A 23962-nucleotide genomic window follows, 5' to 3' on the forward strand; every position below is an offset into this window, starting at 1 on the left:
GATGGCTCTTTTCTTTAGACGAAAGGTGTTAACAAATGAACATTCCAAATAAGATTACAGTCTCGCGTATTTTATTAATCCCACTATTTGTGATTGTAATGATGTTTGATTTCGGTTGGGGAAATATGACGCTGTTTGGCGCGGAAATGCAAGTGAACTATTTTGTCGGTGCACTGATTTTTATTTTCGCTTCGGCAACGGACTGGGTAGATGGCTACTATGCCCGCAAATATAATTTAGTGACGAACTTAGGGAAATTTTTGGACCCGCTTGCAGACAAGCTGCTCGTTTCCGCTGCCTTTATTTTACTGGTGGAAATCGACCTGGCACCTGCATGGATTGTCATTATCATTATTTCGCGTGAGTTCGCGGTTACGGGACTTCGACTGATTTTAGCAGGACAAGGGGAAGTCGTAGCGGCAAACCAGCTTGGTAAAATTAAAACTTGGGCCCAAATCGTGGCGATTTCTGCATTAATTTTACACAATACGATTTTTACATTAATTGGAATACCTTTTGATATGATTATGCTTTATGTAGCATTATTCTTTACAGTATGGTCTGGATGGGATTATTTCTATTTAAACCGTCGTGCATTATTGGATTCAAAATAAATAAAATTTCTAAAACTAGGTTAGAATTTCTTTATGGATAGGTAAAGGTAATAAGTATCCGTAAAAGATAGAACAGGACTCGCTGATGCGAGGAATGTTTTTCTAATCTAGTTTTTTCATTATTAGGGGGTTTTAGGAATGAATGCAGAAATTATAGCGGTAGGATCAGAATTATTATTAGGACAGATTGCCAATACGAATGCGAAGTTTATTTCGAGCCAGCTTTCGGAACTTGGCATTAATGTTTATTATCATACAGTTGTGGGGGATAACGAGGCACGCCTTTTAGAAGCGATCAAAATTGCGGAACAGCGCGCGGATGTCATTATCTTCTCGGGTGGCTTAGGCCCGACAAAGGATGATTTAACGAAGGAAGCGATAGCGAAACATTTGAATCGCACATTAGTGTTTGATGAAACAGCACTGTTTGCTATTGAAGAGTTCTTCTCGAAGCAAAGACGACCGATGACGGAAAACAACCGGAAACAGGCACTAGTATTGGATGGCTGTGATGTATTGCTGAACCAGCACGGGATGGCACCGGGTATGTTTTTAAAGGAAAATGACCGTATTTATATTTTACTGCCGGGTCCACCAAAAGAGTTAGAGCCGATGTTCCAATATGAAACGAAGCCAAAACTGGCGGCACTTCTGCATGACGGCGGGGTTATTTTATCGCATGTCCTGCGCTTTTACGGTATCGGTGAAGCAGATCTGGAAACACGCATACAGAACATTTTGGATGAACAGACAAATCCAACAGTTGCTCCGCTTGCGTCAGACGGTGAAGTAACATTGCGCATAACGGCAAAAGCGCAAAACGAACCACAGGCATTCCGTTTGATTGAATTGAAGAAACGCGAAATTCTCGATATTGTCGGAGAATACTATTACGGTGTAAATGATGAGTCGTTAGGATTCAAGCTTGTGCAAATGCTTCTGGAAAATGAATTGACGGTTTCCGCTGCCGAAAGTTTAACGGCCGGTCTGTTCCAGTCGGAGCTGGCAGAAGTTCCGGGTGTCGGGTCCGCATTAATCGGCGGTGTCGTAACGTATACGAAAGAAGCGAAAATCAAACATCTCGGAGTTTCGGGTGAACTGCTTGACGAATACGGGATTGTCAGCAGTGAATGTGCTGCGGCAATGGCGACACAAGTCCGTGAAAAATTCGGGACAGATATCGGTGTCGGCCTGACAGGAGCTGCCGGACCGGGCGATCATGACGGACAGCCTGCAGGATCGATCTGGGTTGGGATTAAGATCGGTGACACTGAACCGTTGACGTACCGACTGCAATTATCCGGCTCAAGAAATACAAACCGGATCCGCGCAGTGAAGTTTACGTTCAGCTATTTAATGAGGGAATTGGCAAACAAGGGGTACAAAAAGCTGATTTAGCTGTCGGTTTCTTTTGAAAGAGACGGTTTGGTCCTTGATTTAATGGTATTTAGAAACATTCAAATAAAAAGCGAAAATATGTTCGCTTTTTTCTTGAATGTTATCTCATTAGCAAGTATAATAGAGACATAAGTTAAATAAAGCTTTTTCTTAAGGAGGAAATAGTTTGAGCGATCGTAAAGCAGCATTAGACATGGCGTTAAAACAAATAGAAAAACAATTCGGTAAAGGTTCTGTCATGAAGTTAGGTGAAAACTCGAATAACAAAATCGATACAACTTCATCAGGCTCTATCGCAATTGATGCAGCATTAGGTATAGGCGGATACCCACGCGGACGTATTGTAGAAGTTTACGGACCGGAATCATCTGGTAAAACAACGGTTACATTACATGCCATCGCAGAAGTACAAGCTAACGGCGGTACAGCAGCATTTATCGATGCTGAGCACGCACTTGACCCAGTATATGCGCAAAAATTAGGCGTTAACATTGACGAATTATTACTATCTCAGCCGGATACAGGTGAACAAGCACTTGAAATCGCGGAAGCTTTAGTACGTTCTGGCGCGATCGATATAATCGTAATCGACTCTGTAGCGGCATTAGTACCAAAAGCAGAGATCGAAGGCGAAATGGGTGACTCGCACATGGGTCTTCAAGCGCGTTTAATGTCTCAGGCATTACGTAAATTATCAGGTGTCATCAACAAATCGAATACGCTTGCTATTTTCATCAACCAAGTACGTGAAAAAATCGGTGTTATGTTCGGTAACCCGGAAACAACTACAGGTGGACGTGCCCTTAAATTCTACTCTTCTATCCGTTTAGAAGTGCGTCGCGGTGAAGCGATTAAGCAAGGTACTGAAATTATCGGTAACAAAACGAAAATTAAAGTCGTGAAAAACAAAGTAGCACCACCATTCCGTACAGCGGAAGTGGATATTATGTACGGTGAAGGGATTTCAAAAGAAGGCGAAATCGTCGACATTGGTGCAGAACTGGACATCATCCAGAAGAGCGGATCTTGGTATTCTTACAACAGCGAACGAATCGGCCAAGGTCGTGAAAATGTAAAACAATTCTTCAAAGAAAACCCAGCGATCAAAGAAGAAGTAACAGAAAAAATCCGTCAACACTTCGGTATCGGTGAACTAGGCTACACAATCGGCGCCAACGATACAACGGACGAAGAAGAACTGGACGAACTAGAATTATTCGAAGACGAAAAAGAATAATGACTGTTATAGACCCAAGCGAAGAAGTTTGCTTGGGTTTTTTTGTGGATGGGGGCTTGCGTGGGGGTGTGTGATTTTATTAGAAGAAATATGGGGTTATTAGAAGAACTTGGGGTGATATTAGAAGGTTTGAGGGTTTTATTAGAAGATTGGGCTGATGTGGCTGATTTTGATTGGCTTTTGCATGAGAAAATCGGTGAAAAAAGTGTAGCGGGGACTTTTATTAGAAGAAATTTTGGGATATTAGAAAATCTCAGCCAGATATTAGAAGAACAGGAAGGGATATTAGATAATCGGGAGCACTTATTAGAAGAAGTGCGAGATATATTAGAAGTTCGAACTTTTATTAGAAGAAATAAAAATATATTAGAACATTTGAGGATTTATTAGAACTTTGAGCCGACTGCAGCCCGTTAAGAGGGGTTTATATTAGCCGGCGATTTTATTAGAAGAAATATGAGGGTTATTAGAAGAACCCGGGTTGATATTAGAAGGTTTGAAGCTTTTATTAGAAGATTGGACTGGATTGACCGATTTTGTTTGGAGTTAGTTTGAGAAAAGTGGTGAAAAAGTCCAGCAGGAACTTATATTAGAAGAAATTTTGCGATATTAGAAAATCTTGGTCTGATATTAGAAGAACAGGAAGGGATAGTAGCCAATCGGGAGCACTTATTAGAAGAAGTGCGAGATATATTAGAAGTTCGACATTTTATTAGAACAAATAAAAATATATTAGAACTTTTCAAGATTTATTAGAACTTCCAGCAGCCCCCAGCCCAGCAACCCCATGTATATAGTGGAAAAATAAGGTTACACTAAAACCACAAGGCACAAGCGCTCTCAACAATAACACCCAACCTTATTTAGAAAATTTTAGGTTATACTAAACCCTATCACCACCGCAAAACCAACGCAACCTAAAAATATAAAAAACCCCTTAAACCATGGCTATTCTTGACATACCTTATTTTGAACTATACAATTAAAATGTATAATTTCTAAATTTTGAAATGAATAGGCGGTATGTTTGAATAATTCAGATATATTTAGCCGAATAAGAGAACATCAGACATATATAGGCATAGGAGGGAAACGATATTATGGAAATGATACTCCCTGCTTTGCTAGGATTCGCTGTCGGTGTCGCTGTTATCTATTTCTACATGAAAAACGTGAATGAATCAAAAGTGACTGGTGCAAAGCATGTTGCCGAGCAAATCGTGGAAGACGCGAAACGTGAAGCAGATGCACTTAAAAAGGAAGCACTGCTTGAAGCAAAGGATGAAACTCACAAATTTCGAACTGAAGCGGAAAACGACATTCGTGACCGTCGTGGAGAGCTTCAGAAACAAGAGAACCGTTTATTGCAAAGAGAAGAAAACCTTGACCGCAAAGATGAAACTCTGAACAAAAGAGAGATAAGCTTAGAGCGTAAGGAAGAAGCTCTAGCTAGCAGACAACAGCATATTGAACAGATGGAAAGCAAAGTAGAACAACTTGTTGCAAGTCAAAAAACTGAGCTTGAGCGCATTGCAGCTCTTACGCGCGAAGAAGCGAAAGAGGTTATCTTGAAGGAAGTTGAAAACGAACTTTCTACAGATATCGCTGTAATGACGAAAGAATCGGAATTGCGTGCAAAAGAAGAATCAGACAAAAAGGCTCGAGAAATTTTATCACTTGCATTACAACGCTTTGCAGCTGACCATGTTGCAGAAACAACAGTGTCCGTTGTAAATCTGCCGAATGATGAGATGAAAGGCCGTATCATTGGTCGTGAAGGCCGTAACATCCGTACATTAGAAACACTTACAGGTATCGATTTAATTATTGATGATACACCTGAAGCAGTTATTTTATCCGGCTTTGATCCGATCCGCCGTGAAACAGCTCGTCTTGCATTGGAAAAACTAGTTCAAGATGGTCGTATTCACCCGGCACGTATCGAAGAAATGGTTGAAAAATCTCGCCGTGAAGTGGATGAGCAAATCCGCGAAACTGGTGAGCAAACAACATTCGAAGTAGGTATCCATAACCTGCATCCGGATTTAATGAAAATTCTTGGTCGTATGAAATATCGTACAAGCTATGGTCAAAACGTATTGAAACACTCAATCGAAGTAGCCCACTTAGCAGGATTGCTTGCTGCTGAACTAGGCGAAGATGTGACATTAGCGCGTCGTGCAGGTTTACTGCATGATATCGGTAAAGCAATTGACCACGAAGTCGAAGGAAGCCACGTTGAAATCGGTGTGGAACTGGCAACGAAGTACAAAGAACACCCAGTTGTCATTAATTCAATTGCATCCCACCATGGTGATACAGAGGCAACTTCAGTTATCGCTGTACTTGTAGCAGCAGCCGATGCACTATCAGCAGCCCGCCCAGGTGCCCGCAGTGAAACATTAGAAAACTATATTCGCCGCCTTGAAAAGCTGGAAGAAATCTCAGAAAGCTATGACGGCGTTGAAAAATCATTCGCGATCCAAGCAGGTCGTGAAGTACGTATCATCGTACAACCTGAAAAAATCGATGATCTGGCATCACATCGTTTAGCGCGAGATATCCGCAAACGTATTGAAGAGGAACTCGATTATCCGGGTCACATCAAAGTGACAGTTATTCGTGAAACACGTTCAGTGGAGTATGCGAAATAATAACAGTATTTTATATTTTCAAAAAACCCCATTTCGTAGAGGCTAATCTATGAAATGGGGTTTTTTTATTATATAAACATTAATTTACTCATTATGTCTGCTTTGAAGTGAAAGGTCTTTTAATTGCTATTTTACATTTTATAGAAGAAAAGCTTCAATCAGAGGTATATATTAGAGATTTCAAGACTATACTAATAAAAAGATAATTATAGAGTAATTTTGTAATTAGACAATTGACTAACCAAGAAAATAATCTATTCAATACAACTACATTAATATTCTCACTCTATTATTCACAGCTAAAACCTCACTAATTACCTTAACCATAACCAATTAGTAATGTGAAAAAATAATAGAAGGAGCTGTGATTCGTTTATGCAAATTCCTGCACAGGCAAAACGTTATGCATTTACACAAGTCGTAAAGTTATCCCCAATTGCCGCAAGTAAATTATTATACTGGAACCGATTTAAAACCCGTTTAAACTTGGAAAATCCAAAAACCTTCAATGAAAAACTTATGTGGCTTAAACTATTTGAAGATGTTGAATTTAAAAGAAGATTTACTGATAAGGTGAGGGCCCGCGAATATATGATCACAGTCGGCTACAACTATTTACTGCCGCCGCTGATCGGAATTTTTGATGAAGTGGAGGATATTATTTTCGAGCAACTGCCGAGGAAATTTGTGTTGAAATGCTCACACGGCGATGGCATGACGATTGTTTGCGAAAATAAACGAGAAATGGATTACCGGGAAACAAGGCAGCGATTAGCGGAAATGATGGCAACGGATTATTCGCTTGCATATGCGGAGCCTCACTATGCATCGATTCTTCCTAGAATTATTATTGAACGTTTTATCGAATCAACATCTGGCAATGCTGTACAAGACTACAACATTCATTGTTTCCATGGGGTGCCGAAAATTATCGAATCCACTTTCGACCGCAATACATCGAAAGAGCAAACACTCATGTTAACACCGGATTGGTTTAATACGAATTATATAAAGAAAAAGCATCCTTTCGATGAAGGGAAAGCTAGACCTGCGCAGCTGGAAGAACTGCTTGCCATTGCGAAAAAGCTGAGCAAGCCGTTTACGTATGTGCGCATCGATTTAAAAGTAGTAGATGAAAAAGTTTACTTTAACAACTTTACATTCACTCCGGACGCTTGTTTAAATAACCAAATTCAAGACGATGATAGTTTGAAGCTTGGACAATGGCTTGATTTGGATATTGAAAAATCAAGGCATCCGGTTACTGTAGCCCGTTCCAAATATTAATCACTTTAACTGTTTAGGAGGATTTCCATGATACCGATTGTGTCTATTATTGTGGCAACACATAATGTTGAATATTCGATAAGAGAATGTCTGAAAAGCCTGCAGCAGCAAACTTTGCAAGAAATCGAAGTGCTTATTATGAATAATGGTGCTTCTAAAGGAACGGCTCTTGTGTGTGAAGAATTCGTCAGTGAAGATGAACGTTTTAGTTTATTTAATGCGCAAAACCTTACGTTAAGTGAAGCGCGCAATTATGGAATGCAGGAAGCGGTTGGAAAATACATTGCCTTTGTGGATGGGCATGATTTTGTGGAAAGTACGATGTATGAGAAGCTTGTGCAGCGAGCTGAGCAGAAGTATGCAGATCTCGTACTGTGTGGGTATACGAAATACTGGCCGGAAACGGAACGAAAAAAACAGGTGAAAGTTAGTGAAGCTTTAATAACAAAACCGAACCCAGTAAATTATTATCTTACAAAGCACAATGAAGCGTATATCGTACCTTGGAATAAACTTTTTTTACGTTCCATCATTATGGGGGAGCGATTATATTTTGATAATCATCCATTTTTTGAGGATGTCGGTTTTATCGCGCAGTATTTATCGTTTGCGAAGAAGATAGCCATTGTAAATGAACCGCAGTATAACTTTGTGCAATATGAGGATATGCTGATGAAAAACTATAGTCCGTCGATTGCCCACTCACATGCGCAAACGTATGCCCAATTGAAGCAATTTTTTGATAAAAGACAGTACCGCAATGTGATGGAGGGGCTAAATTTACGATTATATATCCACCGTTATCATCATGTGTTGTTAACAACGTCAAACACACGGCAAGTAAAATCGCTGGAGCGTCAAATTATCCGGGAAAGCAAAAATTTTTCTCAGCTGCCGTGGAATCTGCGCATGATGAAACCGTTAGTGAAAATGAGGGTCTATCCTACATTTTTCCGTTTGGTTCATAAAGTAAAGGCTTAAAAAGAGTAAACAAACTTGCTACTGTACAAGTAAAATTCGAAGCTCGATAAGGGGGAATATTTGTGATATTAGTCGTTGGTGGAGCGGGCTTTGTTGGAAGCCATGTCGTAAATTTATTACTGGAAAAAGGGCCGGTCGTTGTGTATGATAATTTATCCACAGGACACCGCGGAGCAGTCGATGAGCGGGCCATTTTTATTGAAGGCGAATTATCGGACCAGCAACGGTTAACACAAATATTTACATTGTTTCCGGTTCAATCTGTACTCCATTTTGCAGCATCGGACTCAGTCAACGAGGCAATGGGGAATCCTGAATATTACTATGAAAATAATGTCGGTGGTACATTAGCGTTATTGAAAGTCATGCGGGCGTGCAGAGTGAAAAATATCTTGCTCTCTTCAGCCGTTATGGCATGTTCAGAAGAGGAGGAGCTTTTACAAGGCCAGAAATGTATGATTGAACAAATGCTTGAAGTTTATACAAAAGCCTATGATATGAATGGAATCGTTCTTCGTTACTGTAAGAGCACTGGTGTACAGGCTACGGTTAGTGAAAAACCGGAATCTGCGATTGATGGGACAGGCAACCGTGGTTTTAATAATGTGAGCGATGTAGCAAATTCGCATGTTGGGGCACTTGAAGCGTTGGAGAGGGAGAAGCCATCATTTAGGATGTATGATTTGTCTGAGGTTAGTTCAAAAAACATGCAACCGGAGCATAGATGGCAGGCTGAACAAAATGTACATGAAATGATTGAAGATGCCTGGAATTGGCATGAAAACTCAAAATGTTAGCGTCTTACTCTGTTACAATTCATTTTGTAGCAGTTTTTTTGCGTCCTGTATGGAAAAAGTGATAAAATGATTAGATGTTGAAGAACAGAAAGAGTGGTTTTATAAATGAAAGTATTATTTATTGGCGATATCGTCGGTTCAATCGGTCGTGATGCGGTAGAGCAGTATTTGCCTCGATTAAAGAAAAAATATAATTTGGATGTTGTTATTGCAAACGGTGAAAACGCTGCAGCAGGGCGCGGGATTACACGTGCGATTTATAATGATTTACTGCAAATGGGTGTCGATGTCATTACTATGGGTAACCATACGTGGGACAACAAAGATATCTTTGATTTTATCGATGATGCCGATTACTTAGTGCGTCCGGCAAACTTTTCAAAAGATGCACCAGGACGCGGGATGACCCAAGTGTCGAAAAACGGTGTGACGATTTCGGTAATTAATTTGCACGGACGCGTGTTTTTACCGCCGCATGAAGATCCGTTTGCGATGGCAGTCGAAATGGTTGAAGAAGCGAAAAAAACGTCGCCGATCGTATTTGTCGATTTCCATGCTGAAGCAACAAGTGAAAAAATCGCATTAAGCTGGCATTTGGACGGTAAAGCATCGGTCGTTGTCGGAACACATACACATGTCCAAACAGCGGACAACCGTATTTATCCGGGTGGAACAGCCTATATTACGGACGTCGGCATGACAGGTCCATATGATGAAATTTTAGGTATGGGGAAAGACAATGTCATTTATAAGTTCCTGACAAACATGCCTGCACGCTATGAAGTACCGAAAAAAGGTCGCGCTGTATTAAGTGCCTTCTTCGTTGAAATTGATGACAAAACAGGTAAAGCAATTCGGCAGGAACGTGTACTCATTAATGAGGATAACCCGTTTCAAGCGTAAATAAATATTAATTTTAAACACCTATTACTGAAAAAAGAAAGGTTATTACCTTTTTGATTTAGTGATAGGTGTTTTATTCATTTAAGAGGAATACTGTATAGCTCTCAGGACTAGATTAGACTAGATGAGCATACTTAAAAGACATACTTTTTCTGTACCCTAAATGTGTCTTTTATTAGTTTATTTAAAGGTTGGCAAGTCCTGTTTAAAAGTAAGAGATAATTAATATGTATAGTTTCCCAACTTGTTGAATATGTTTAAATACTAAATAAAAAGATTAGTACACTAATAACAGAAAGAAGGGGACATGTGATAAAAGAGCGATGGAAATCAGGTATTATCATTGCTATTATTTTTTGTATTATATCGCTTGTCATCTCGCTTAATGCATAAAGTGACATTTACACACTACTATTATAAATGTAGAAGAGAGTAGAACTTTGTAAATAGCAAAGTCTACTCTCTTTTTTCAAGAAAAGGAACATAATACGTGTTGACAAAATAATTGCTTGATTAAATTGATGGAATATGAGGTCGAAGAAATCTTGGTAAAAATAAAGGGTGACTAACTGTAATAAAGTAAATGGTTTATATATTATTATGAAGATTACCGTTTCGGTGAATAATCTGAATATTTTATTACAGTAGTTGTAAAAAACGGATTCTAATTGCTTCATAAAGCGCATACAATGACGTACAGGCAATAAAAATTGCCTAAAAAAAGATAAAGCAGTACTAGATGAGGAGGAAATAGCTGTGGATTCATTAAAAGTATCATCTCGTTCTAATCCTAATTCTGTTGCAGGAGCACTCGTTGCGGTTATACGAGAGCAAGGGTTTGCTGAAATGCAGGCGGTAGGTGCAGGTGCGTTAAACCAGGCAATTAAAGCAGTAGCAATCGCTCGAGGGTTTGTAGCCCCAAGCGGCACAGATCTGATTTGTGCGCCGGCTTTCGCGGACATCATCATTGCAGGAGAAGATCGTACGGCATTAAAACTACTCGTTGAAAAAAGAAATCGTTAATCCATGAAGACCCATACACTCGCTTAGCACCCAATCTGGGCTAAGCGGGTGTATTTTTGTTTGGGGGTATATTTAAATAGAAGAGATGTGGATTGTTTGTGGGTTTATCGGCTTTTTTTGCCACTTCTGATGGTTTATTAGTCAAATGCATTTACTTATTAGTCAGTTTCGTTTATATTTTCGCCACTTTGGAGTACATATTAGTCAATAATTAGTGGATATTAGCCACTTCCTCTTTTAAGAGAAAAAAATCCACCTCCCATATACTGCGCTCCTTCTAGTACGCAACCATCTTACATATTCAATCGTCCTCCAATAAAAGATTTCCCATATAAATTTTAGGGAATAGAAATCTTGTTTTAATTCAAAACAATTTGTGTACAGAACTTTCCGTCAAAGGTCTGATTTTTATATTGATATGACATTTGCAATAGATGAGACGAAAACTTCATGTTAAACTAATGTAGGAAAAAACTATAACTTGGCTGTGCTATACGACAGCTGCTCAGTAATAAAGCACGTAACGGCTTTATTCATTTATATAATACAGAACTTAAGGAGATGTTGATATGTTACATCAGCTTTCATGGAAAGTCGGTGGGCAGCAAGGTGAAGGGATTGAGAGTACAGGTGAAATCTTCTCAATGGCAATGAATCGTCTAGGGTATTTCCTATACGGTTACCGTCATTTCTCTTCTCGTATTAAAGGTGGCCATACGAATAATAAAATTACGGTTCGTCCGACAGAAGTACGCGCTATTGCGGACGACTTAGATATACTAGTGGCGTTTGACCAGGAAACAATCGACGTGAACTATAAAGAATTAACACCGAGCAGTATCATTTTAGCGGATGCGAAATTTGATCCGAAAAACCCGGAAGACAGTGTTGCGCCATTATACGCGGTACCGTTTACGGAGATTGCGGCTGAACTTGGTACGTCTCTAATGAAAAACATGGTTGCGATTGGTGCAACGGCAGCACTTTTAAACTTGGATGAATCGGTTTTCCAAAGTGTTGTAAATGAAATTTTCGGACGTAAAGGTGAAGAGGTCGTTGCGAAGAATATTGAAGCGATTGAGCGTGGTCGTCATGCAATTTCAGAGCAAATCGGTGACCGTGTAGGCACATGGGAAATTGCGCCTGCAGACGGAAAACGCCGTATGTTCATGATCGGTAACGATGCAGCGGCATTAGGTGCATTGGCAGCCGGCTCTCGTTTCATGGCGGCATATCCAATTACACCGGCATCAGAAATTATGGAATACATGATCAAAAAGCTTCCATTAGTAGGTGGAGCGGTTATTCAAACAGAAGATGAGATTGCTGCAGCAACAATGGCAATCGGTGCCAACTACGGCGGTGTGCGTGCATTCACTGCATCAGCTGGTCCTGGTCTTTCATTAATGATGGAAGCAATCGGTCTTTCAGGTATGACGGAACAGCCGCTTGTTATTTTCGATACACAACGTGGTGGTCCATCGACAGGTTTACCGACAAAGCAGGAGCAATCGGATTTAATGGCGATGCTCTACGGTACACACGGTGAAATTCCGAAAGTTGTAATTGCGCCTTCTACAATGGAAGAAGCGTTTTATGATACGATTCAGGCGTTTAACATTGCCGAAGAATTACAAATCCCGGTAATCGTTATGACAGACTTGCAGTTATCATTAGGTAAGCAGTCGGTTGATCCGTTCGATTACAGCAAAATTGAAATTCGCCGCGGTAAAATTGTGGAAGCGGTTGAAGATGTAGAATCAAAAGATTACTTCAAGCGTTATGAAAATACAGAAGACGGCATTTCACCACGTGTCCTGCCAGGTACAAAAGGCGGTATTCACCACGTAACGGGTGTAGAGCACGATGAAACAGGTAAGCCATCTGAAGCAACGGGCAATCGTCGCACGCAAATGGATAAGCGTATGCGTAAACTGCAGCATGTCCGCTTTGAAAACCCGGTATATGTAAACGCGCCACATGAAGAGGCAGACGTATTACTTGTAGGCTTCAACTCGACGCGCGGAGCAATTGAAGAAGTTCAGGAAAAACTGAACTCTGAAGGGGTTAAAGTAAACCATGCACATATTAAGCTGATCCATCCATTCCCTGCAGAAGAGATGAGTGCATTGATGGATAAAGCGAAAAAAGTGATTGTCGTTGAAAACAATGCGACAGGTCAGCTAGCAAATATTATGAAAATGAATATCGGTGGTCACGCGAAGACGAAATCGATTTTAAAATACGATGGTACACCATTCCTACCACGTGAATTAACAAACTTAGTGAAGGAGGAAATTTAATCATGGCAACATTTAAAGATTTCCGAAATTCCGTAAAACCAAACTGGTGTCCAGGTTGTGGTGACTTCTCCGTACAAGCGGCGATTCAGCGTGCTGCAGCAAACGTGGGCTATGAACCAAGCGAACTAGCTGTTATTTCAGGTATCGGCTGTTCTGGTCGTATTTCAGGCTATATTAACTCATACGGCTTCCACGGCATTCACGGTCGTGCATTACCGATTGCACAAGGCCTAAAAATGGCAAACAAAGACTTGAAAGTTATCGCTTCAGGCGGTGACGGTGACGGCTTCGCGATCGGTATGGGTCACACAATCCATGCGATCCGCCGTAACATCGACATTACGTATGTAGTAATGGATAACCAAATTTACGGATTAACAAAAGGCCAAACGTCTCCACGTTCAGCTGCTGGTTTCATTACGAAATCAACACCGGGTGGAGCAATCGAGCCCTCATTAAAACCGTTGGAAGTTGCGTTAACTGCAGGTGCGACATTTGTGGCACAAGGCTTCTCGACAGATATTAAAGAACTGACAGCGATGATTGAGGCCGGTCTGAACCATAAAGGCTTCTCGTTCATCAACGTATTCTCACCATGTGTAACGTACAACAAAGTAAACACGTACGACTGGTTCAAAGAGAATTTAACAAAGCTTGCTGACATCGAAGGCTATGATTCTTCAAACCGTGAACAAGCGATGCAAACAGTAATGCGCCATGAAGGTCTTGTAACAGGTATTATTTATCAGGATACTGAAACAACTTCGTATCAGGAGAAAATCAAAGGCTATTCAGAGCTGCCGTTAACAGATATCGATATTAGCTTATCAGAAGAACAATTTGATCAGCTGACGAAAGAATTTATGTAATAAAGCTTTACAGGCTGGAGTTTCCGGCTTGTATAGCTTTTTTGTTTTGGACGGGGATTGGCGATTAAATCAAACGGTTTGACTAATATCTGTTTCCAGTTGACGAATAAGTTTATGAAGTGGCGAATATGCATGAATAAGTGACGAATAAGTTTAGATCAATTTATAGTAATTTTTTGATTTTAAAAACGATAGGGAGCCGAGCAATCATACTAGGTTTGATAAAAACATCCAAATAATTGTAAAAAATACATAATTTAATATAAGCAAAAAAGCGATTTAAATCTAATTATGACGAGTTTTGTCGAAACCATTTTAAATTTTATTATAGTACTGTAACATCTATAAGTGATTGACAACAAAAGATAAAAATATATGAAAAATTGTAATTATTTTCTGAAAACTGATGAAATTTATCATGAAAACTGTTATCTTTAATCAAGAAGTCATATTAACGAACTATATGTAAAATTATTCCATAATGCAATCCGCCTATAGTCATTGATTTAATATTAAGAATATTTTTAAGAATGTAGCTTTTAATAAATTATTGACTGTAGTAGAATAGTGGTATAAAAATACGTATTTAATTTGTTAATACGAAATTATATAGAGAGAATAGTAGTAAATACTTGTTTCGCACCATTTCATTTCACCGCAGACTTCAGAATTCAGAATGTTTGCGAAAGTGTCGTTTTGTTTAACGTGACAAATACATAATAATTGCTGTGATCAATTAAATTTGTCATAAGATAAATATAATATTAAAGGGGATGTATTTTTTATGAACAGTCAAATTCAACTAATCGTACCAACGTGGTTTGTCCAGGATGAGCTACATATTATCGAAACGATCGTTAGCAAAACGTCAGCGGATACAGGTATTGTCATTGCTGGGGAAAACTTTGACAAAACGAAGCGATGCCATCCAACTGTCCGCCTTTATATGACTCAGCTTATGAACGATCAATATGAAATTACAAAAGAATTGGATGCCTTCCAGTTCGATACAGCTGAAGAAGCGAAACAATTTTGTGCAAAGTTGCCAGAAATGACGGCAATTGATTTGGTTATGTTAATGAATAATGAAGAGCCTGTATTTTCTATTTAATAGATGATTCCAGCTTTGTTGAATGAATCTTCATTTAGCAAAGCTTTTTTTGTTGTCCTTTTTCCGAGGGTCCGTGGTTTGTATTTTAGTGGAGAAAGGCTACAATATAGGAGAACAACTAGAATAAGGAAGTGATTTAAATGGCTAGAGGTGTATATATTCACATTCCTTTTTGTCATCAAATTTGTAACTACTGCGATTTTAATAAAGTGTTTTTTAAAAATCAGCCAGTTGATGAATATATTGAAGCGCTCGGACGGGAAATGGAAATGACGGTTGCCGCGATGCCGGAAGCGTTCACGAATATCGAAACGATTTTTCTCGGTGGCGGAACCCCGACTGCACTGTCCGCAGAGCAAATTGAAAAATTATTGTCGCTTATTACGAAACATATTCCGATGTCATCCGTAAAAGAGTTTAGCAGTGAAGCAAATCCGGATGAACTGACAATCGATAAATTGCAGGCACTATATAATGGAGGCGTCAACCGTTTAAGTATGGGCGTCCAATCATTCGACCAGTCACTACTGAAAAAAATCGGACGTACCCATTCGAATGAACATGTATATGAAACAATCCAAAACGCCAAAAACGTTGGATTTAAAAATATAAGCATTGATTTAATGTATGGTCTGCCTGGCCAGACGATGGAACAATGGCAGGAAACGCTTGAAAAAGCCTTGGCACTGAAGCTGCCGCATTATTCAGCGTACTCGCTTATTGTAGAGCCTAAAACGATCTTTTATATCCAGTATGCAAAAGGAAAGCTCCATTTGCCGACAGAAGATCTGGAAGCGGACATGTATGGTGTTTTGATGGACACGATGGAAGCGCATGGACTCCAGCAATACGAAATCAGTAATTTCGCGAATGAAGGCTATGAGTCAACACATAATAAAATCTATTGGGATAATGACGAATACGCAGGATTTGGCGCTGGTGCTCACGGTTACTTGGAAGGCGTACGCTATTCCAATGTCGCACCGATCAAAAAATATATTGAAACAGTGATGGCAGGAGAGCGTCCTTTATTGCATGAACATGAAGTGACGGGTGATGAGAAGCTGGAAGAGCAGATGTTTTTAGGTTTAAGAAAATCTGCCGGCGTGACACATGGAGAGTTTGAGAAGAAATTCGGTCAGCCGATGCTTACTATATATAAGGAAATAATCGATCAATTACAGGAAGAACATCTCATTGAAATTGACTCTGAAGGAATCCGTTTAACAAGAAAGGGCCGGTTTATCGGCAATGAAGTATTTCAGCGGTTTTTAGTAGGGGAATAATCTTTTTGTAGCGGTACTTGAAAAAAGTTAAAAAAAACGGACGAATTCATTGACATCAATTTAGAGATTTGCTAATTTATAAATATATTAGCACTCCTCTTAATCGAGTGCTAACAGAGGTGAGAAAGATGTTAACAAATCGGCAGTTACAACTATTGCAAGTAATCGTAGACGAATTTGTGATGTCAGCACAGCCTGTTGGTTCGCGTCAACTATCCAAAAAAGAAGGTATTACGTATAGTGCTGCTACAATACGTAATGAAATGGCAGATTTGGAGGAACTGGGTTTTTTAGAAAAAACGCATACTTCTTCAGGAAGGGTCCCTTCTGAAAAAGGGTATCGCTTTTATGTCGACCATTTACTTCAGCCTCAAATCATTTCGAGTGGCGAAGTAGCGCAAATCCAGTCGCTCTTTAAAAAACAGATTGTTGAAGCAGAACAAATCATTAAAGAATCCGCAAATATATTATCGGAATTGACGACATACACGACCATTTTACTCGGTCCGGATGTTCAAAAACACCGTGTCAAGAAATTCCAGATTGTACCGTTAACAGAACAAACAGCGGTGGCTATTATCATCACAGATAACGGTCATGTAGAAAATCGAACACTAACGTTACCACCGGGTTTTAACCCGCATGATATTGAAAAAATGGTTAACATTTTGAATGACCGCCTAGTCGGTGTGCCGTTATATGAACTTCCGGTAAAGCTTCAAACTGAGGCGATATCGGTATTGAAGTCTCATATACATGCATCCGATTCGATTATTCGGTCATTGTTATCCATTACTTCAAACCATCACGAAAATAAAGTTTATTACGGTGGTAAGTCCAATATGTTGAATCAGCCGGAGTTCCATGATCTAGAAAAAATGCGAATGCTGATGGATCTGATCGACAAGGAAAGCCAAGTTCAAACTTTATTCAATGAACAGAAAAATGGTATTCAAATCCGAATAGGTTCAGAAAACAATCATTTAGCAATGGAAAACTGCAGTGTCATCACCGCTTCCTTCCTTGTAGGGGAAGAACAGCAGGGGGCAATCGCAATTATCGGCCCGACGCGCATGGACTACCGACGTGTTGTGACATTATTGGATGTTATGACAAACAGTCTGTCCAGAGCGTTCTTCGATAATAAGAAGTAAAACCGTTGATTCAGCGGTCTTAGTATACATAGCCGCTGAATTTTTGAATGATTGATACTCGAGGAGGAAAAGAAGTGTCAGAAACAAAAAACAATGAAGAATTGCAGCAGGAAGAAACTACGGAAGAAGTAGTGGAAACAGCTGAAACTACTGAAACAGAAGAAACTGCAGTAGATGAAAAAGATCAGAAAATCGCTGAACTTGAAGCGAAACTTGCTGAAGAGGATGCGCGCTATCTGCGTTTGCGTGCCGACTACGATAACTTAGCTCGCCGTACACGCTTAGATCGTGAAGCAGCCGAGAAATACCGTGCACAGAGCTTACTGACTGAACTTTTACCAGTGCTGGACAATTTAGACCGCGCACTGCAAGTAGAAGTAACAACAGAAGAAGCGACTTCATTATATAAAGGTGTACAGATGGTATATGATCAGTTAGTTGCTGCAACGGAAAAAGAAGGTCTTACGATCATTCCGGCAGAGGGCGAAAGCTTCGATCCGAACTTCCACCAAGCTGTAATGCAGGAGCAGGACAGCGAAAAGGAAACTGGCGTCATTTTACGCGAACTGCAAAAAGGGTATCAGTTAAAGGACCGTGTACTGCGTCCGTCAATGGTATCTGTAAACGAGTAATTTAGTGCTTTTCGGTGCTATCTATATATTTTTTAAATTAACACATTTTGTTTTTTACTATTAGGAGGAAAATTAAATTATGAGTAAAATTATCGGTATTGACTTAGGAACAACAAACTCTTGTGTATCTGTATTAGAAGGCGGAGAACCAAAAGTAATTCCAAACCCAGAAGGTAACCGTACATCTCCATCTGTAGTAGCATTCAAAAATGGAGAAAAACAAGTTGGTGAAGTAGCAAAACGCCAAGCTGTAACAAACCCGAACACAATCATTTCTATCAAATCAAAAATGGGTACAAACGAAAAAGTGAAAGTGGAAGATACAGAGTACACACCACAAGAAGTATCTGCAATGATTTTACAATACTTAAAAGGTTATGCTGAAGACTACTTAGGTGAAAAAGTAACAAAAGCTGTTATTACAGTTCCTGCTTACTTCAACGATGCACAACGTCAAGCAACAAAAGACGCTGGTAAAATCGCTGGTTTAGAAGTAGAGCGTATCATCAACGAACCAACAGCTGCAGCATTAGCTTACGGTTTAGATCAACAAGAAGTTGACCAAAAAATCCTAGTATTCGACTTAGGTGGCGGTACATTCGACGTATCGATCCTTGAATTAGCTGACGGCGTATTCGAAGTATTAGCAACTGCTGGTGACAACAAACTTGGTGGTGACAACTTCGACGACAAAATCATCGCTTATTTAGTAGAAGAGTTCAAAAAAGAAAACTCAGTAGACTTATCAAAAGACAAAATGGCAATGCAACGTTTAAAAGATGCAGCTGAAAAAGCGAAAAAAGACTTATCAGGTGTAACTTCAACTCAAATTTCATTACCATTCATCACAGCAGGTGCTGATGGCCCGCTTCACTTAGAAATGTCATTATCACGTGCAAAATTCGATGATTTAACAAAAGACTTAGTAGAGCGTACAATCGTTCCAACTCGTCAAGCGTTATCAGATGCAGGTCTTTCTGCTTCTGAATTAGATAAAGTAATCTTAGTTGGTGGTTCTACTCGTATTCCTGCAGTAGTAGAAGCAATCAAGAAAGCAACTGGTCATGAGCCGCACAAAGGCGTAAACCCGGACGAAGTAGTAGCAATGGGTGCTGCTGTACAAGGTGGCGTATTAGCTGGTGACGTACAAGGCGTATTATTATTAGACGTAACACCATTATCATTAGGTATCGAAACAATGGGCGGCGTTATGACGAAATTAATCGATCGTAACACAACAATCCCAACATCTAAATCTCAAGTGTTCTCAACAGCTGCTGACAACCAGCCAGCAGTAGACATTCACGTATTACAAGGTGAACGTTCAATGGCAGCAGACAACAAAACACTTGGTCGCTTCCAATTATCTGATATTCCACCAGCACCACGTGGTATTCCACAAATCGAAGTAACATTCGATATTGATGCGAACGGTATCGTATCAGTTAAAGCGAAAGACTTAGGTACACAAAAAGAACAAACAATCGTGATCCAATCTGATTCAGGTTTATCAGAAGAAGAAATCGAGCGTATGGTTAAAGATGCAGAAGCAAACGCTGAAGCAGATGCGAAACGTAAAGAAGAAGCAGATCTTCGCAACGAAGCAGACCAATTAGTATTCCAAGTGGATAAAACAATCACAGACTTAGGCGAGCAAATCACAGAAGACGAAAAGAAATCTGTTGAAGATGCACGCGACGAGTTAAAAGCATCTTTAGAAAAAGGCGAGCTTGAAGGCATCAAAGCTTCTAAAGAAAAATTAGAAGGCGTATTACAACCATTAGTAATGAAAGTTTACGAGCAAGCTGCAGCAGCTGCACAAGCACAAGGCGGCGCTGAAGGCTTCGAAGGCGCAGCAGACGCTGGCCAAAAAGACGACGGTATCGTAGACGCTGACTTTGAAGAAGTAAAAGACGACAAAGACAATAAATAATTCTTTCTGATTTCCACATAAAAGCCAAAGACCGCTTGCGGCTTTGGCTTTTATGCTTGTCGTGATATGTGCTGGGCTTATTAGCGGATTTTTGTGGGAAAGTAGAAATGTTCGGCCTTTAAGTAGAAAGTTCAAATTTATTAGCAAATCCTCGCGAGAAAGTAGAACTTATTGAAGCGAAAGTAGAAAGTTCAACGAGTAAAGTAGAAGTTATCTATGAGAAAGTAGAAATGTTCGGCCTTAAAGTAGAAAGTGCAAGTTTTATTAGCCGATTCCCGAGAGAAAGTAGAACTTATTGAAGCGAAAGTAGAAAGTTCAGCGAGTAAAGTAGAAGTTATCTATGAGAAAGTAGAAATGTTCGGCCTTAAAGTAGAAAGTGCAAGTTTTATTAGCCTATTCCCGAGAGAAAGTAGAACTTATTGAAGCGAAAGTAGAAAGTTCAGCGACTAATGTGGAAGTTATCCATGGGAAAGTAGAAATTTTCAATCTTAAAGTAGAAACTTCAGTGGCTAATATGGATGCTATTCAAGGAAAAGTAGAAATGCACACTCTAACTTCAGCCGGAGTGAAAGCAACGGACTTTATGAACAAACCGAAACATTATTTAATTTCATATAAGATGAACTAAAGCAAAAGCTATACATCAAATTTTCAACATGATAAAATAGACGTTATGTAAAAAGAGCGGAGAGTGAACAATGAGTAAGCGCGATTACTATGAAGTACTTGGCCTGAGCAAAGGTGCAAGCAAAGATGAAATAAAAAAAGCGTATCGTAAATTATCCAAACAGTATCACCCTGATTTAAACAAAGAAGAGGGTGCAGACGTAAAGTTTAAAGAAGTCGCAGAAGCGTATGAAGTGCTGTCAGACGACCAAAAACGCGCACGCTATGACCAGTTCGGCCATGAAGATCCAAATGCCGGATTTGGTGGCGGCGGCTTCGGAGGCGGTGCTGGATTCGGCGGTTTCGAGGACATCTTCAGTTCGTTCTTCGGAGGCGGCCGACGTCAAGATCCAAACGCCCCACGTAAAGGTGACGATCTACAGTTCCGTATGAACATTTCTTTCGAAGAAGCAGTATTCGGTAAAGAAACAGAAATCGAGATTCCAAAAGAAGAAACATGTGATACATGTCACGGTTCTGGTGCAAAATCAGGTACGCATCCACAAACATGTTCACAATGTAATGGCGCTGGTCAGATTAACCAGGCAGTCGACACACCATTTGGCCGTATGGTAAACAAACGTTCTTGTCCATCATGTCGTGGTCAAGGTAAAATCATTGTGGAAAAATGTTCACCATGTCGCGGTACTGGTACAATTACGAAAAAGAAAAAAATCAAAATCACAATCCCGGCAGGTGTTGATGATGGTCAGCAACTACGCGTAGCAGGTCAAGGTGAAGCAGGATACAACAATGGTCCGGCCGGCGACTTATACATTATCTTCAATGTTCGCAAGCACGAGTATTTTGAGCGTGACGGTGATGATATTTTATATGAACTAAAATTAACATTCCCGCAAGCAGCATTAGGTGATGAAATCGAAGTACCGACAATTCACGGGAAAGTGAAACTGAAAATTCCTGCAGGCACACAATCCGGTGCACAATTCCGTCTGAAAGATAAAGGCGTAAAAAATGTACACGGCTATGGCATGGGGAACCAGTATGTCATCGTAAATGTTGTCACACCGACAAAATTAACGGAAAAACAAAAACAATTGTTACGTGAATTTGCAGAAATCAGTGGAGACATTCCGGAAGAACATGGAAGCTCGCTGTTCGACAAAATTAAGAAAAAAATTAAAGGCGACTAAGGAGTGTATTGCAAGTGAAATGGACAGAACTTTCGATTTTAACAACGCATGAAGCTGTTGATGCAGTGACGAACATTTTACACGAAGCTGGCGCAAGCGGTGTAGTAATTGAAGATTCAAAGGAATTAGATAAAGAGAGAATCGATAAATTTGGTGAAATTTATGCACTGAATCCTGAAGATTTTCCGAAAACAGGTGTCATTGTAAAAGCATATTTATCGGCTTCAAGCTTTTTAGCGGAAACAATCGAAGAAATTAAGCTTGCAATCGCAAACCTTGTAAACTTTGATATTAATATTGGTGAAAATGTATTAACACTTTGTGAAGTTGATGAAGAAGATTGGTCAACAGCATGGAAACAGTACTACCATCCGGTGAAAATTTCGGAACGCTTCACAATTGTCCCGACTTGGGAAGACTACAAACCAGTAACGACGGATGAGCTGATCATTGAGCTGGACCCGGGAATGGCGTTCGGAACAGGAACACACCCTACAACAGTAATGTGTTTACAGGCGCTTGAAAAAGTTGTACAGCATGACCACACAGTTGTCGATGTTGGTACAGGATCTGGTGTACTATCTATTGGTGCTGCCATGCTGGGAGCGAAGAGCGTTCATGCATTGGACTTAGATGAAGTAGCGGTAAATGCAGCGCGTGAAAACGTTGAACTGAATAAAATGAGTGATATTGTTGAAGTATTCCACGGCAATCTTTTGGACACAGTAAAAGAACCGGCTGATATTGTTGTAGCGAATATTTTGGCGGAAATCATTATGTCATTTACAGATGATGCCTTTTCAATTGTAAAACCAGGCGGCATCTACGTGACATCTGGTATTATCGGAGCGAAAAAAGACGATGTCAAAGCAGCTCTTGAAAAAGCCGGATTTGTCATTGAAGAAGTATTGATGATGGAAGATTGGGTAGCGATTATTTCTCGTCGTCCTTAATTAAATCGTTTAATCGAAAATCGAACATTTTGCTATGGGGCAAAATGTTCGATTTTTACGTTATCAACAAGGAGTGAAGACAATGCAAAGATATTTTGTAGATACAGTGGATAGTGATATGGACCAATTTATCATTTCCGGAGAAAACGCACGCCATATTTCAAAAGTGATGCGTATGACCGTTGGGGAAGAGATCATCGTTGTACACGATAATGTAGCGCATGTTTGTGAAATTATCGAACTCGATCAGGATGTCCGTGCGAAAAAAACAGGTACGACAATACCTTCACCGGAAATGCCGGTTAAAGTCGATATCGCATGCGGTCTGCCAAAAGGCGATAAATTGGAACTGATTGCACAAAAAGCGACGGAGCTCGGGATGCATGCACTGATTCCTTTTGCTGCAGAACGTTCGATTGTTAAATGGGATGATAAAAAAGCGAAGAAAAACCAGGAACGCCTGCAAAAAATTGCTCAGGAAGCGGCCGAGCAATCGCATCGTACATATGTACCGAATGTTGTACAACCAATCAGTTTCAAACAGCTTGTACAAACATTCTCAAACTATGATGCCGTATACATTGCAGACGAAGAAGACGCGAAGTTGGCGACACGTACGACTTTTAAACAAAAGCTGCAGTCATTGAATACGGAAAAAACACCGCGCATCCTTTGTATTTTCGGACCTGAAGGCGGCATTTCCCGCAATGAATCGGCAATAATGCTTGAAGCCGGTGCACAGACAATGTCACTGGGGCCACGTATTTTACGGGCAGAGACCGCGCCATTTTATGCGCTTGCGGCGATTTCGTATGAATTTGAATAATAAACCTATAAAAAGCCTTAATTTCTCACGAAAAGAGAAATTAAGGCTTTTTAATTTGTAAACCGTCTCCCTCCTATTTGTAAATTATCTCAAATTAAATGTATTTTCCTCTTGTATAACAAAAAATAAGTATGTATAATGTTTGTATAACATATAACGAAGTCACTGGACAAATATTTAT

Annotated in this window: 21 protein-coding genes; all 21 read left to right on the forward strand. The window is 39.9% G+C overall.

Features of this window, described 5'->3' with window-relative positions:
* Positions 1-35 precede the first annotated feature (35 nt).
* The 21 genes from pgsA to MKY51_RS05110 all read left to right on the forward strand — a co-directional run bounded on the left by pgsA (position 36) and on the right by MKY51_RS05110 (position 23781).
* Positions 36-614, forward strand: a complete 579-nt coding sequence (gene pgsA / locus MKY51_RS05010) for a CDP-diacylglycerol--glycerol-3-phosphate 3-phosphatidyltransferase (RefSeq protein ID WP_339175629.1) — start codon at positions 36-38, stop codon at positions 612-614.
* A gap of 138 nt (positions 615-752) precedes the next feature.
* Positions 753-2012, forward strand: coding sequence for a competence/damage-inducible protein A (locus MKY51_RS05015; protein ID WP_339175630.1), 1260 nt, complete (start codon positions 753-755; stop codon positions 2010-2012).
* A gap of 166 nt (positions 2013-2178) precedes the next feature.
* Positions 2179-3249: a recombinase RecA gene (recA, locus tag MKY51_RS05020; RefSeq protein WP_339175631.1), complete on the forward strand. Its 1071-nt coding sequence runs from the start codon at positions 2179-2181 to the stop codon at positions 3247-3249.
* 60 nt (positions 3250-3309) lie between these two features.
* Positions 3310-3639, forward strand: a complete 330-nt coding sequence (locus MKY51_RS05025) for a hypothetical protein (RefSeq protein ID WP_339175632.1) — start codon at positions 3310-3312, stop codon at positions 3637-3639.
* Positions 3640-4349: 710 nt separating this feature from the next.
* Positions 4350-5903, forward strand: a complete 1554-nt coding sequence (gene rny, locus MKY51_RS05030) for a ribonuclease Y (protein ID WP_339175634.1) — start codon at positions 4350-4352, stop codon at positions 5901-5903.
* Positions 5904-6278: 375 nt separating this feature from the next.
* On the forward strand, positions 6279-7190 hold the full coding sequence (locus MKY51_RS05035) for an ATP-grasp fold amidoligase family protein (protein WP_339175636.1): 912 nt from the start codon (positions 6279-6281) through the stop codon (positions 7188-7190).
* 27 nt (positions 7191-7217) lie between these two features.
* A complete protein-coding gene (locus MKY51_RS05040; RefSeq protein WP_339175638.1) occupies positions 7218-8171 on the forward strand; it encodes a glycosyltransferase family 2 protein in 954 nt (317 codons plus the stop codon).
* Between the two features lie 62 nt (positions 8172-8233).
* Entirely contained in the window at positions 8234-8968 is a 735-nt protein-coding gene (locus tag MKY51_RS05045) for an NAD-dependent epimerase/dehydratase family protein (protein WP_339175640.1), read from the forward strand.
* A 105-nt stretch (positions 8969-9073) separates the two neighbouring features.
* The gene (locus MKY51_RS05050) at positions 9074-9871 is read left to right on the forward strand and encodes a TIGR00282 family metallophosphoesterase (protein WP_339175641.1); all 798 of its coding nucleotides are present in this window, start codon (positions 9074-9076) and stop codon (positions 9869-9871) included.
* A 756-nt stretch (positions 9872-10627) separates the two neighbouring features.
* Positions 10628-10894, forward strand: coding sequence for a stage V sporulation protein S (locus MKY51_RS05055; RefSeq protein WP_079525540.1), 267 nt, complete (start codon positions 10628-10630; stop codon positions 10892-10894).
* Positions 10895-11463: 569 nt separating this feature from the next.
* The gene (locus tag MKY51_RS05060) at positions 11464-13197 is read left to right on the forward strand and encodes a 2-oxoacid:acceptor oxidoreductase subunit alpha (RefSeq protein ID WP_339175642.1); all 1734 of its coding nucleotides are present in this window, start codon (positions 11464-11466) and stop codon (positions 13195-13197) included.
* Positions 13198-13199: 2 nt separating this feature from the next.
* On the forward strand, positions 13200-14066 hold the full coding sequence (locus tag MKY51_RS05065) for a 2-oxoacid:ferredoxin oxidoreductase subunit beta (RefSeq protein ID WP_339175644.1): 867 nt from the start codon (positions 13200-13202) through the stop codon (positions 14064-14066).
* A gap of 784 nt (positions 14067-14850) precedes the next feature.
* Complete coding sequence (locus MKY51_RS05070) at positions 14851-15177, forward strand: geranylgeranyl pyrophosphate synthase (RefSeq protein WP_339175645.1); 327 nt, start codon at positions 14851-14853, stop codon at positions 15175-15177.
* Between the two features lie 140 nt (positions 15178-15317).
* Positions 15318-16463 (forward strand): radical SAM family heme chaperone HemW, encoded by a 1146-nt coding sequence (hemW, locus tag MKY51_RS05075; protein ID WP_339175646.1) that lies wholly within the window; start codon positions 15318-15320, stop codon positions 16461-16463.
* 128 nt (positions 16464-16591) lie between these two features.
* Positions 16592-17617 (forward strand): heat-inducible transcriptional repressor HrcA, encoded by a 1026-nt coding sequence (gene hrcA, locus MKY51_RS05080; RefSeq protein WP_339175648.1) that lies wholly within the window; start codon positions 16592-16594, stop codon positions 17615-17617.
* Between the two features lie 74 nt (positions 17618-17691).
* Positions 17692-18249 (forward strand): nucleotide exchange factor GrpE, encoded by a 558-nt coding sequence (grpE, locus tag MKY51_RS05085; RefSeq protein ID WP_339175649.1) that lies wholly within the window; start codon positions 17692-17694, stop codon positions 18247-18249.
* Positions 18250-18328: 79 nt separating this feature from the next.
* The gene (gene dnaK, locus MKY51_RS05090) at positions 18329-20182 is read left to right on the forward strand and encodes a molecular chaperone DnaK (protein ID WP_339175651.1); all 1854 of its coding nucleotides are present in this window, start codon (positions 18329-18331) and stop codon (positions 20180-20182) included.
* A 376-nt stretch (positions 20183-20558) separates the two neighbouring features.
* A complete protein-coding gene (locus tag MKY51_RS05095) occupies positions 20559-20810 on the forward strand; it encodes a hypothetical protein (RefSeq protein WP_339175652.1) in 252 nt (83 codons plus the stop codon).
* Positions 20811-20880: 70 nt separating this feature from the next.
* Complete coding sequence (dnaJ, locus tag MKY51_RS05100) at positions 20881-22002, forward strand: molecular chaperone DnaJ (RefSeq protein WP_339175654.1); 1122 nt, start codon at positions 20881-20883, stop codon at positions 22000-22002.
* A gap of 14 nt (positions 22003-22016) precedes the next feature.
* The gene (gene prmA, locus MKY51_RS05105) at positions 22017-22955 is read left to right on the forward strand and encodes a 50S ribosomal protein L11 methyltransferase (RefSeq protein ID WP_339175655.1); all 939 of its coding nucleotides are present in this window, start codon (positions 22017-22019) and stop codon (positions 22953-22955) included.
* An 82-nt stretch (positions 22956-23037) separates the two neighbouring features.
* Positions 23038-23781, forward strand: a complete 744-nt coding sequence (locus tag MKY51_RS05110; RefSeq protein WP_339175656.1) for a 16S rRNA (uracil(1498)-N(3))-methyltransferase — start codon at positions 23038-23040, stop codon at positions 23779-23781.
* Positions 23782-23962 lie beyond the last annotated feature (181 nt).

The sequence above is a fragment of the Solibacillus sp. FSL R5-0691 genome, assembly GCF_037974225.1.
Taxonomy (GTDB): domain Bacteria; phylum Bacillota; class Bacilli; order Bacillales_A; family Planococcaceae; genus Solibacillus.